The sequence below is a fragment of the Chelatococcus sp. YT9 genome, assembly GCF_018398315.1.
Taxonomy (GTDB): Bacteria; Pseudomonadota; Alphaproteobacteria; order Rhizobiales; family Beijerinckiaceae; genus Chelatococcus.
This window is the reverse complement of sequence record NZ_JAHBRW010000001.1, coordinates 2,881,792-2,893,051: the sequence shown is the minus strand read 5'-3', so window position 1 is coordinate 2,893,051 and position 11,260 is coordinate 2,881,792. Positions and strand designations below refer to the sequence as shown.

Below are 11,260 nucleotides of genomic sequence, written 5' to 3'. Positions count from 1 at the left end.
TTCGCTCGAAGGGAGATGGCGGATGGGATTGAGATCGCTGTGTGTGCTTGCGCTATGTCTGATCGTCGTCGCCTGTGCTGGCCCGCGGCCCCGCCATGCGATCGAGGAAGCCAGCACCCGTGATGCGCCGGCAGCCGCTGCAGCAATCTCCGAATTCCGGCGAAGTCAGGGTCTAGGTCCAGTCGTTGTCGACAGCCGGCTGAATGAAGCCGCCCTCCAGCAGGCGAAGGCCATGGCTGCCAGCGATACGCTGTCTCATACCATTGCCGGGGATTTCTCCAGCCGCATGCAAGGCATGGGCTTCATCTGGGGCTACAGCGCGGAGAACCTTGGCATGGGATACAGGGATCTCGCGGGCGCGATACGCGGATGGCAGAACTCCCCCGGTCATCGCAAGAACCTTCTCCTGCCACAAGCGACCCGTATCGGGCTCGCGCGGGCGCGCGGCGCCGGCAAGAACTACTGGGCACTTGTCCTGGCGAGCCCAGATATGACGCCAGACGGGCGCCCGAAGCTTTAGCGCTGTCACATGGATCAGCTAAAGCTTGAAAAATGCCGTGGATAGGACAACGAGTGAGGCGGATGCAGCGCTCTGATTCCGTCTGAGCGCAGGCATTCCCGCCCCGCCCAAAGCCGCAAGATACCGGATCCGAGCATGTCTGACGTCAGAGACACGACGGCTGAGGCGAATAGTTTTCGCAACGCGGAAGGGGAGATCTGGCCCTCCGTCATCGAGCGCGCCTCGACGGCAATACGCGCGGGCGACGGCAATGATCTGCGCGACCTGGTGGAAGACCTCCACGAAGCAGACGTCGGTTCCCTGCTCGAAGCGCTCCAGCCGGACGACCGTCCCCGCCTCATCAGCCTGCTCGGCAAGGATTTCGACTTCACCGCCCTCACCGAGGTCGACGACACTGTCCGCGAGGAAATCCTCGAGGAGTTGTCGAACGACGAGGTCGCCGAGGGCGTTCGCGATCTCGACGTCGACGATGCCGTCTATATTCTCGAGGATCTCGACCACGACGACCAGGCCGAGATCCTGGAGAAGCTGCCGGCGCTGGAACGGATCGCGCTCCAGCGCAGCCTCGACTATCCTGAGGAATCGGCCGGCCGCCGCATGCAGACGGACTGCATCGCCGTGCCTCCCTTCTGGAGCGTCCGGCAGACGGTCGACTACATCCGCGACACGCCGGATCTCCCCGACACCTTCTACGAAGTGTTCATCGTCGATCCCGCTCACCGCCTGCTCGGCGCCGTCCCCCTCGACAAGCTGATGCGGGCGCGGTGGGGCGATCGCATCGACACCATCGCCACCGAAGACCACCAGCGCGTCCATGCGACCGACGACCAGGAGAAAGTCGCGCTCCTGATGCAGCACTACAACCTCGTCTCCGTACCCGTCGTCGATGACAGCGAGCGCCTGGTCGGCGTCATGATGGTCGACGACATCGTCGACGTGCTCGACGAGGAGGCGGACGAGGACCTGAAGGCGCTAGGCGGCGTCAAGGCCGACGAAGAGCTGTCCGACAGCGTTTGGAATACGGTCAAGGGCCGTTTCCCCTGGCTGTTCGCCAATCTCCTCACCGCCCTCGTCTCCGCGACCGTCATCGACACTTTCGAAGCCTCGATCCAGGCCATGGTGGCGCTCGCCGTGCTGATGCCGATCGTGGCGTCCATGGGCGGCAACGCCGGCACCCAGACCATGACGGTGACCGTGCGCGCCATCGCAACGCGCCAGCTCGGGCGGGCCAATGCCTGGCGCGTCATCCGCCGCGAGATGACCGTGGGGCTGATGAACGGCGTCGGCTTCGCGCTCCTGCTCGGCACCATGGCCGCGCTCTGGTCCGGCGTCCCGGGCCTCGGCGTCATCATCGGGCTAGCCCTCATGATCGTGCTGACCGCCGCGGCCATTGGCGGCATCCTCATCCCCCTCGCGCTTCACCGCTTCAAGATCGATCCGGCGGTATCATCAGGCCCCTTCGTCACAACTGTCACCGATGTGATCGGATTCTTTTCATTTCTTGGCATCGCGACGCTGTGGTTAAGTCGGTCGTAAAGAGAACTTAAATCTTTTCAGTCAAAACGTTGACTTATGCTCGCGTTTTCCTCCTCCACCCTTCGTAAAGCCCTCTCCGTGGCCGTCGCCCTTGTCGTCAGCGCCTGCGCTGGACCGGCACGCGATCCCGTCCCGGAGGACTACCCCATCCACGGCATCGACGTGTCGCGCTGGCAGGGCGACATCGACTGGAACGCCGTGCGACGAGGCGGGGTCTATTTCGCCTGGATCAAGTCGACCGAGGGCGGCGACCACAAGGATCCCAAGTTCGAAGAGAACTGGTATGCGGCGAAGGCGGCAGGCGTACCGCGCGGCGCTTATCACTTCACGTACTGGTGCCGGCCGGCGCGTGAACAGGTCGAGTGGTTCAAACAGGTCGTCCCGTACGATCCCGAAGCACTGCCGCCGGTTCTCGATGTGGAGTGGAACGGCCATTCCAAGACCTGCCCGAAAACCATTCCGCGCGCTCAAGCACGAGCGGAAATGCGTATCATGCTGGAGGAGATGGAGCGCGCCTACGGTAAGCGGCCGGTGATCTACACGGACATCACGTTCTTCAACGACGTGATCAAGGATGACTTCGAGGCCTACCCGATCTGGGTCCGCAGCATCCGCCGCTATCCCACGAGCCGCTTCGACCACAGGAACTGGTGGTTCTGGCAGTATACAGCGGTGGGCCAGGTGCCGGGCATCAAGGAAAAGGTGGATCGCAACGCCTTCTTCGGCACGGCCTCGATGTGGGAAAAGTTCCTCAACGGAACGCTCTGACCGTTCTTGATGGGTGGCGCCCAGGGTCATCCCGGCCGCGCGACCACCACTCAAGCAAACACACTCTTGCGATGACTTGTTGACCGGCCGCCGGTAAGCTGGCGGCCAATGACAACGGCAAGGGAGGCGTCCATGGCGCCCGGCGCATTTTCGGGACGGGGTTTCGGGCTCGGATTTGACCTCGGTGAGACCGCCGACGCCATCCGCGAGACGGTACACAGCTTTGCGGCATCTGAAATCGCCCCCCGTGCCGAAGAGATCGATCGCAGCAACATCTTCCCGCGTGACCTCTGGCCCGCCATGGGCTCCCTCGGCCTCCACGGCATCACCGTCGAGGAGGAGTACGGCGGCGCGGGTCTCGGCTATCTCGAGCATTGCATCGCGATGGAAGAGGTTTCGCGGGCATCGGCGTCGGTCGGTCTGAGCTACGGCGCTCACTCAAATCTCTGCGTCAACCAGATCCGTCGCAACGGCAGCCCGGCGCAGAAGGAGCGTTACCTGCCGAAGCTCATCACCGGCGAGCATGTCGGAGCTCTCGCCATGTCGGAGCCTGGCGCGGGCTCCGACGTCGTGTCGATGAAAACCCGCGCCGAGAAGCGCGGCGACCGCTACATCCTCAACGGCAACAAGATGTGGATCACCAACGGGCCTGTGGCGGACACGCTGGTGGTCTATGCGAAGACGGATCCGGCGGCGGGACCTCGCGGGATCACCGCGTTCCTGATCGAGAAGGAGATGGCGGGCTTCGCCACCGCGCAGAAGCTCGACAAGCTCGGGATGCGTGGGTCCGATACCTGCGAATTGATTTTCCAGGATTGCGAGGTGCCGGCGGAGAACGTGCTAGGCACCGAAGGTGAAGGCGTCAGGGTGCTGATGTCGGGCCTCGATTATGAACGCGCGGTGCTCGCCGCAGGTCCCATCGGGATCATGCAGGCCTGCCTCGATGTCGTCCTGCCCTATGTGCATGAGCGCAAACAGTTCGGGCAGTCTATCGGCGAGTTCCAGCTCGTCCAGGGCAAGCTCGCGGACATGTACGTCACCACGAATGCAGCGCGTGCTTATGTCTATGCGGTGGCTCGCGCTTGCGACCGCGGCGAGACCACCCGCCAGGATGCAGCTGGCGCCATCCTCTATGCCGCCGAGCGCGCCACCCAGTGCGCGCTCGATGCCATCCAGCTTCTCGGCGGCAATGGCTACATCAACGATTATCCGACCGGACGGCTTCTGCGCGACGCCAAGCTTTACGAGATCGGAGCTGGCACGAGTGAGATCCGACGCATGCTGATCGGCCGCGAATTGTTTTCTCAAACAGCTTGATCCCCTCCGTGGGAGGATCATCGCGCCCTCGGTCCAATTCGGGAGGCGCGACACGCTGATGCGGGGCGGAAATCACAACAGAAAATAATAGAGTGCGCTCGCGCACATCGTGCAGTCGCTACCGGCGCCAACTATTGCGCTCCAAAGCGCGCGATCCCCAGTCATGAAATGAAATTCCTCACAGGCAAGATTAGAATCATTTCAAGAAGCCCGTCTCTTTGCAAGAGACGGGCAGATCAATACTGATTATAGCCGACCAAACTTTTCCTTAATTCCAATAATAGCTTAAATTATATAACGACCCAGAAAGACGCCTCCAGGTTATACAGAAACACCCGCGCGCACTCTTGAATTCTTCGCAAATATCCGAGCCGTCTCATATCATTAGCTTGATTTGTGACGTTTGCACGAACCCGGACGATCGTGGCAATGTCACGTGACAATGCTGATGCTTGTCGCAATCGTCACTGAGTCGGCGGTGACAGGCTAAGCCCGTATGGACCAAATGGACTTCGTAGCGATGAGCTCACCTGCAACGACGGACCAGACGAACGGCGCTCCGGCGCCGGAAGCCAAGCAGACCTTCGGGACGGAGGGGATCGCGCCGATGGAGCGCGCGAGCCTGGTGACCCGCATTCTCATGGGCATCGTCGGTTGGGCCGAGGGGCTGAACCTCAAGTATTCCAAGGTCGGCAACCCGCCTGTCTACGACAAGGCCACGTTCCCCTGGGCATTCGAGATCGAGAAGGAAGCCCATCTCATTCGTGCCGAGCTGGATAAGGTTCTGCTGCGCCAGAGCGAGCTGCCGTCGTTCCAGGACATTTCGACGGACGTGAAAACGATCAGTCAGGATACGGGCTGGAAGACGTTCTTTCTCGCCGGCTACGGGCTGAAGTCCGAAAACAATATCAAGCAATGCCCGGAAACCTGGCGCATCGTGCAGAAGATCCCGGGATTGAAGACGGCCATGTTCTCGATCTTCGAGCCCGGCAAGCACCTGCCGGCCCATCGCGGTCCTTACAATGGCGTGCTGCGCCTGCATGTCGGCCTGATCGTTCCGGAGCCACGAGACAAGCTCGCCATCCGCGTCGACAAGCAGATCTGCCATTGGGAAGAAGGCAAGGCGCTGATCTTCGACGACGCCTTCAATCACGAGGCTTGGAATCACACGGACAAGACCCGTGTGGTCCTGTTCGTCGATTTCGTGAAGCCTCTGCGCTTCCCTGCGCGCCTAGTCAACTGGGCGCTCCTGAACATCGCGATTTTCACACCCTTCATTCGGGAAGGGCTCGACAACCACAACGAATGGGAAAAGCGTTTCTATGCGGAGGCGGAAGCGCTCCGCAACAAGGCTAGCTGATAGCATTCGCCCGAACTGGAGCCCTGCCCATGGCCACTGTCGCGTATCCCACCGTTCACGCCAACGGCGCCAACATGCCGGTCCTCGGACTCGGCACCTGGCAATCCCGCAATGACGAGGCCTCCGCGGCGGTCGAAGCAGCGCTCCAGAACGGCTATCGGCACATCGACACCGCGATAGCCTATGACAACGAGGAGGCCGTCGGCGAAGGGCTGCGCTCCGCAGGCGTACCGCGCGAGAGTATTTTCATCACCACGAAGGTGCCTCCCGAGCAGATCGGCTCTGGCGCGCTGGAGCGCGCGACCGAAGCAAGCCTCAAGCGACTGAAGCTCGACTATGTCGATCTCGTCCTCATCCATTGGCCCAATCCATCAATTCCCCTCAAGGAATCGATGCGGGCCCTGAACGCCGCGAAACGCGAAGGTCTCGCGCGTCATATCGGGGTGTCCAACTTCCCCGTGGCACTCGTGGAGGAAGCGGTCCACCACAGCACCGAGCCGCTCGCCACGAATCAGTGCGAGTATCATCCGCGTCTCGACCAGAGCGCGGTGCTTGCGGCCTGCCGGCGTCATGGGATCGCATTCACCTCCTACGCTCCCCTTGGCCGGACGAAGATTCTCGCAGATCCAGTGATCGCGGCGATCTCTGAACGGACAGAACGGACCCCAGCGCAGGTCGTGCTACGCTGGCATATCCAGCAGCCCGAGGTGGTCGCCATCCCGAAGTCCCAATCTCCAGATCGCATTGTGGAGAACAGTCGCATCTTCGATTTCGCGCTCGATGACGACGACATGGCGGCGATCTCGGCCCTGGCACGGCCCGACGGACGGCTGATCAACCCAAGCTGGGGACCACAATGGGACGGCCCGAAATAGCCTAAATCCACAGCAATAGTCGGTAGCTAGCCTGCGCATGCAAAGCCCTGCCGGGCGTCTGACGCGTTGATCGTTACCGTGAGCTTTGCCATGATCCCGCCTCCTGTCCGGGCTATAGGCTCGCCCATGAAGTGCTTCGGCCCCACCATTTTCGCCATCGCCTGCCTCGCCGCCGCCAGTGCGTTCGCGGGCGAGGAGAACAAGGGCGTCAACGCTTTCGGGCTTACGCCGAAGCTCGTCGCAGCCCAGTCGGACAGCGAGGTCATCGAATCCTGCCTCGCCGGCAGCGCCGAATCCCCCTACGCCTGCATTGGATCCGTCGCTGTCGTCTGCGTGAAGCTGACCATGCCTCAGGGAACACGGCACGAAGCCTCCTGCACCGAGCGTGAACGCACGGTCTGGCAGACGCGGCTGGAGGCATCCATCACAGAGGTCAACCGCTCTCTTCCGGCCAGCGCGCGCAAGCGCTTCGCCACGCTGCAGCGTGCTTGGCAGAACTATTACACGCTGAAATGCGACTTCATGAGCGACGACCTACCGCAGGAGCGCTCGGCAACGATGCAGAAGGGATGTCAGTTGCGCGAGATCGCCGCCCGTTCCATTGAGGTCGAGCGTTATCTCAAGCACCAGAAGAAAAGGCAGCGCAGCTGAGCGCCTGTGTCGGCGGCCCGCGTGATCGTGATCGCGCGCGAGGCATAGAACAGCCCCTTTGCTGCCATGCCGGCGTAAACGGCCGGGTACTGACGGAAGCTGTTAAGCTTTCGCCTTTTGAATAAACGGCTGATTCCCGCAGTCGGACGCGCTCATGTTCTTTTACGTATCGAAGATCATCTGGTTCCTGACGGCGCCTTCGACCCTCATGATGGCGACAGTGTGCCTCGGCGCCTTGCTCCTGTTTACGCGGTTCTTCAAGGCGGGCCGGGTTCTTGTCGCGCTCGGCGCGCTCGGGTTTCTCGTGTTCGGCTCGAGCCCGGTGCCCCGCCTGATGATCCGGGAGCTCGAGCGCCGCTTTCCGCCCGCCGCGGGGGACGCCGCCGCATCGGCGCGGCCGGTTGACGGCATCATCGTGCTCGGCGGTGCGCTGGACTATCGGCGCGGTCAGATGCGCCTCACCGACGCGGGGGCTCGTGTGTCAGCCGCGCTGGCCCTCGCCCACCACAATCCCGAAGCGCGCGTCGTCTTCACCGGGGGGCACGATGCCATTCTCCTGCGCTCGCCCGTATCGGAAGCCGAGATGGCGCGCGATCTCTTCCAGTCAGCATCGCTGTCCGACAGTCGCGTGATCTACGAGGGCCAGTCGCGCAATACGCACGAGAACGCCCTCTTCACCGCGAAGCTGGTGACACCGCAGCCCGGCGAGCGCTGGCTTCTCGTCACCTCCGCCTTCCACATGCCGCGTGCGATGGGCACGTTCCGCGCCGCCGGCTTCGATGTGGAGCCCTATCCTGTCGATTTCCGCGCCGACGACAGCATCGACGACATCAGGCCCTTCCGGATGGTCTCCGAGGGGCTGCGCCTCACCGACCTCACCGTGCGCGAGGCCATGGGGCTGATCGCCTATCGCCTCAAGGGCTATACGGATGCGCTCCTGCCCTCCCCGACCAACGGCGCGGCAGCGGCAGCGGCAGCGCTCAATCGAGCCGAGGCGGCCCCAGCCGGTAGACGCCCTTGAAATCTGAGGGATCGGCGGGCTTGCCCTTGCGGTAGATGACGAGGCGACCCTCCTCGGCCAGCCGCACCGCCGTCCGCCGCACCGGCTGCATGATGCGGCCCCAGGACTCCGGCGCCGCGCCGGCCAGGACGCGTGCGACGTCGGTCGGGTCGAAGGTCTTGCCGGGCGCGCAGCGCGCGGCGAGATCGAGCATCGCCCTTTCGAGATCCACTTCTGAAATCCGTATCGGCCCGGTCATTCCGCGTCACTCATTCGTCTCACCCATCCCTCGCATCGCTATCCCCAGGCCGCAGATCGTCATCAGGACCAAGCGCAGCCAAGGCTTCCGAGGAGAACTGACGGCGCCACATCACGGCGAGAACGCCTGAGGTCGTCAGCATCAACGCATAGGGATTGATGAACCAGCCGAGATAGGCAAGCGCAAAGAAGATGGAACGTTGGCCGCGGTTGAAATGGCGGGCCGCCGCGATGCTCATGTTAGCGGCGCGGCGCGCGGCCAGCATCGCCTCGGGCCGTTCGCGGTCAATGGCCATCGGCGTCGCACCCATGAGGATCGCGGCATAGTTGAAGAGGCGATATGACCAGGCGAATTTGAAGAACGTATAGCCGAAGATGACGACAAGGCCGATGACCTTCACCTCCCAGGCCGCCCGCGAAACGGGAACGCTCATCGGCAGATCGGCGAGAAAGGCGAGCGCCTCGTCGCCGGAGCGCAGCAATGCCAGCGCGCCGCCGAGCGCGATGATGGAGCTCGATGCGAAAAAAGCCGCGCCGTTCTGCAAGGTCCCCATGATCGCGGTATCGATCATGCGCAGGTCCCGCGAGAGCATCTGCTGCATCCAGAGGTGGCGGACACGATGCATCCGGCTGTTGAGGCCGCGCGTCGCGAAGCGGCTATCTTCCACCATGAAGCGATAGCCAAGCCAGGCCGCGATGAAGAACACCAGCCCCACATAGTCGGCCACAGTCAATGGATGCCTCCTGATTCTGCAGCGCAGTCGTCGTGCATGTCCACTTGCCTTCAAGTCACGAAGGCGCCCCCATCCCTTGATTTTCACGCAACCCGAAAGGACTACCGTTTCATACTTTCACGGATTGCTCTCATGCAACCCGTGAGCGGTCAAGACGTGCCAACGAGGCCGCCCCCTGGCACGTCCCACCGGCCAAGAACAGTTCTCCATTAAAAAATTGATATTAAGATCTATTTAATATTAGAATACATCCGCAAGATTGGGGAGAGTCTTCATGGTTACAGTGACATCATTGAATGCAGTTGACTACGGGGTCACACCAAACACTGGCACTGATCAGTCACTGTCATTGAAGAATGCCGTGGATGCCGCAGCAGCTCAAGGACTTCCACTCTTCATACCAGATGGCACATACCACGTTGGTGAAATCGTTATCGATCGGCCCGTGGAGATCATCGGAAGCCCGGCGGGAACGAAACTGCTGCCTTTTGGAACCACAGCGACCTGTTGTCTGCGCGTCCAGCCGCTTCCAGGGAACAGTGAGATCGGGCGGGTGACGATACGGGATATGGTCGTCGACGGCACCGACACGCCCTTTCCCCCGGGCAACATAATAAACGGGCTGATCAGCGTGGATTCATGCCGATCCATCCATATTGAGAATTGTCAGACGCTCAATTCCAACGGATCGGGAATTTATCTCTATAAATCGCAGGGAAAGGTGACGGGCTGCACGTCAAGCAACAGCCTTTCATTTGGTATATTTTTGATTGATTCCATTGGAATGATCATATCGACCAATATACTGACCCAAAACAGGAACAATGGCATTGGGGTTTGGCGATATATACGCAGTTTCGACGGATCGATCATCCAGGATAATAAAATCAGCAATACGGATAATGTCGCCGGGGGAACAGGCCAATACGGGAATGGCATATCGAGCTTTCGCGCGGGTGGAATAACGATAGCCGGCAATAATATTTCCGGATCGTCCCTGTCCGCGATCCGTGTGAATAGCTGCGATGATGCAAAGGTCACAAACAATTATTGTTATGATTCGAAAGAAACAGCGATTTATATCGAAGCGCCGGACGGGTCAAGTGACCCCACTATCATCTATGAGGGCGGAATAGTCACCGGTAACATCGTCAAATATTCAGGCTTTGGAATAAGCGTCGTCAATGTCGATGCCGGGGGTCGCCGCGTCATCGTATCATCCAATCAAGTCATTGACTCGGAAGTAAGAACCGTTCCCTACGGAACCGGCCCGGCGCAGACGACTGGCGCTGGCATCGGCGGCCAGGGCGATGTCCTGATCAACGGGAACATGGTGGAGAATGCGGCAGGATACGCGATCTCCGTCTATCCGACCAACGTCAATACCGGAAAATTGGGAACACAGAAGATGTTCGATGTCGTGACGGCCAACACCGTCCGAAACGCCCCTGGCGGCATCGCACTGATCCGCGCGGACACGACCTACGGTCGAATTCTTGTCGGCGGCAACCTGATTACGGGCTACGCGACATCCGGCGACCTGTCCGGCGCTATCGTTCCCGCCGTCTACAACGGCGCGACCGGGGTCATCAGCCGGGAACCGGGCTCGACGGATCTTGGAAATGCGAGTTCCTCCACCCTGAGCAACGTCACCCTCTACCAGAACTACGCCTTCAATTGATAGCCGCGGAAGAACCGCAAACTTGCCGATCATGGACGTGGCGAGCTCAAGCCGCCACGGTCCGCCGGGCGGGACGGCGGTAGTGGTCGAGTTCCTCGACGACGGTTTCAGGCATGCCGCGCTGGCTGCGCAGGATGAAGGTCAAGAGCGTCTCGTCGACCTGAGCCGCCTCGCGGACGATCTCATGGGCGAGGCGGAGCGCCACCGGGGTCGGGCCGCCACCGGCGCCCAGCGAGACGACGAGCCAGTGGGCGTCCTCGCCGCGCACGATGCCGCTGGGACGCTCGCCCCAAACCACATAGTCCACGATGAGGGCGATCACCACGTCGCCCCAGGCGCGTGACGTTGGGTTGACGATGCGATCGACGGCGATCAGCGCGTCCGCCTCCGCGCGGGTCGCGATGCCGTCCGCAAGGATGTCGGCCTGCAGCCGCTGCACGTCCTCGTCCGAGATGCTGTTGTGATCGAGGGCCCTGTCCACGAACTCACGAAGCTTCTTGTTGATCATAACCGACGCCTCCGCGGCCTTATTTTTTGCCGCTTGATTGCCTTTGATGCGT

12 protein-coding genes are annotated in these 11,260 nt (G+C 61.4%); 9 read left to right on the top strand and 3 right to left on the bottom strand.

The genetic code is table 11. From position 1 onward, the window contains the following. Positions 1-22: 22 nt before the first annotated feature. From KIO76_RS13260 to KIO76_RS13225, 8 genes are all read left to right on the top strand, one after another. A complete protein-coding gene (locus tag KIO76_RS13260) occupies positions 23-520 on the top strand; it encodes a CAP domain-containing protein (RefSeq protein ID WP_213323714.1) in 498 nt (165 codons plus the stop codon). Between the two features lie 135 nt (positions 521-655). Next, the gene (gene mgtE / locus KIO76_RS13255) at positions 656-2,056 is read left to right on the top strand and encodes a magnesium transporter (RefSeq protein ID WP_213323713.1); all 1,401 of its coding nucleotides are present in this window, start codon (positions 656-658) and stop codon (positions 2,054-2,056) included. A 36-nt stretch (positions 2,057-2,092) separates the two neighbouring features. Then, the gene (locus KIO76_RS13250; protein WP_213323712.1) at positions 2,093-2,824 is read left to right on the top strand and encodes a glycoside hydrolase family 25 protein; all 732 of its coding nucleotides are present in this window, start codon (positions 2,093-2,095) and stop codon (positions 2,822-2,824) included. A gap of 132 nt (positions 2,825-2,956) precedes the next feature. After that, on the top strand, positions 2,957-4,141 hold the full coding sequence (locus tag KIO76_RS13245; protein WP_213323711.1) for an isovaleryl-CoA dehydrogenase: 1,185 nt from the start codon (positions 2,957-2,959) through the stop codon (positions 4,139-4,141). Between the two features lie 520 nt (positions 4,142-4,661). Beyond that, complete coding sequence (gene olsC, locus KIO76_RS13240) at positions 4,662-5,501, top strand: ornithine lipid ester-linked acyl 2-hydroxylase OlsC (protein WP_213323710.1); 840 nt, start codon at positions 4,662-4,664, stop codon at positions 5,499-5,501. A gap of 29 nt (positions 5,502-5,530) precedes the next feature. Further along, positions 5,531-6,376, top strand: a complete 846-nt coding sequence (locus tag KIO76_RS13235) for an aldo/keto reductase (RefSeq protein WP_213323709.1) — start codon at positions 5,531-5,533, stop codon at positions 6,374-6,376. Positions 6,377-6,466: 90 nt separating this feature from the next. Continuing rightward, the gene (locus KIO76_RS13230) at positions 6,467-7,027 is read left to right on the top strand and encodes a lysozyme inhibitor LprI family protein (RefSeq protein WP_213323708.1); all 561 of its coding nucleotides are present in this window, start codon (positions 6,467-6,469) and stop codon (positions 7,025-7,027) included. Between the two features lie 154 nt (positions 7,028-7,181). Then, positions 7,182-8,048, top strand: coding sequence for a YdcF family protein (locus KIO76_RS13225; RefSeq protein ID WP_213323707.1), 867 nt, complete (start codon positions 7,182-7,184; stop codon positions 8,046-8,048). Here KIO76_RS13225 and KIO76_RS13220 read toward each other — a convergent pair. Continuing rightward, positions 8,008-8,286, bottom strand: a complete 279-nt coding sequence (locus KIO76_RS13220) for a DUF3253 domain-containing protein (RefSeq protein ID WP_502761854.1) — start codon at positions 8,284-8,286, stop codon at positions 8,008-8,010. The two genes, KIO76_RS13225 and KIO76_RS13220, sit on opposite strands and share 41 nt — an antisense overlap. A 19-nt stretch (positions 8,287-8,305) precedes the next feature. Further along, complete coding sequence (locus KIO76_RS13215; protein WP_291977484.1) at positions 8,306-9,013, bottom strand: DUF599 domain-containing protein; 708 nt, start codon at positions 9,011-9,013, stop codon at positions 8,306-8,308. 280 nt (positions 9,014-9,293) lie between these two features. On the opposite strand from KIO76_RS13215, the gene KIO76_RS13210 reads away from it, so the two are divergent. Next, positions 9,294-10,700: a TIGR03808 family TAT-translocated repetitive protein gene (locus KIO76_RS13210; protein WP_213323706.1), complete on the top strand. Its 1,407-nt coding sequence runs from the start codon at positions 9,294-9,296 to the stop codon at positions 10,698-10,700. A gap of 46 nt (positions 10,701-10,746) precedes the next feature. Here KIO76_RS13210 and KIO76_RS13205 read toward each other — a convergent pair whose 3' ends face one another. After that, positions 10,747-11,208 carry a hypothetical protein gene (locus KIO76_RS13205; protein ID WP_110375481.1) on the bottom strand — a complete coding sequence of 154 codons (462 nt, stop codon included), beginning with the start codon at positions 11,206-11,208 and terminating at the stop codon, positions 10,747-10,749. Positions 11,209-11,260 lie beyond the last annotated feature (52 nt).

What these genes read in the sequence shown, in the direction of transcription:
- KIO76_RS13260 (WP_213323714.1), top strand. Translation starts at nt 23, where the DNA reads ATGGGATTGAGATCGCTGTGTGTGCTTGCGCTATGTCTGATCGTCGTC.
- mgtE (WP_213323713.1), top strand. Translation starts at nt 656, where the DNA reads ATGTCTGACGTCAGAGACACGACGGCTGAGGCGAATAGTTTTCGCAAC.
- KIO76_RS13250 (WP_213323712.1), top strand. Translation starts at nt 2,093, where the DNA reads ATGCTCGCGTTTTCCTCCTCCACCCTTCGTAAAGCCCTCTCCGTGGCC.
- KIO76_RS13245 (WP_213323711.1), top strand. Translation starts at nt 2,957, where the DNA reads ATGGCGCCCGGCGCATTTTCGGGACGGGGTTTCGGGCTCGGATTTGAC.
- olsC (WP_213323710.1), top strand. Translation starts at nt 4,662, where the DNA reads ATGAGCTCACCTGCAACGACGGACCAGACGAACGGCGCTCCGGCGCCG.
- KIO76_RS13235 (WP_213323709.1), top strand. Translation starts at nt 5,531, where the DNA reads ATGGCCACTGTCGCGTATCCCACCGTTCACGCCAACGGCGCCAACATG.
- KIO76_RS13230 (WP_213323708.1), top strand. Translation starts at nt 6,467, where the DNA reads ATGATCCCGCCTCCTGTCCGGGCTATAGGCTCGCCCATGAAGTGCTTC.
- KIO76_RS13225 (WP_213323707.1), top strand. Translation starts at nt 7,182, where the DNA reads ATGTTCTTTTACGTATCGAAGATCATCTGGTTCCTGACGGCGCCTTCG.
- KIO76_RS13220 (WP_502761854.1), bottom strand. Translation starts at nt 8,286, where the DNA reads ATGACCGGGCCGATACGGATTTCAGAAGTGGATCTCGAAAGGGCGATG.
- KIO76_RS13210 (WP_213323706.1), top strand. Translation starts at nt 9,294, where the DNA reads ATGGTTACAGTGACATCATTGAATGCAGTTGACTACGGGGTCACACCA.
- KIO76_RS13205 (WP_110375481.1), bottom strand. Translation starts at nt 11,208, where the DNA reads ATGATCAACAAGAAGCTTCGTGAGTTCGTGGACAGGGCCCTCGATCAC.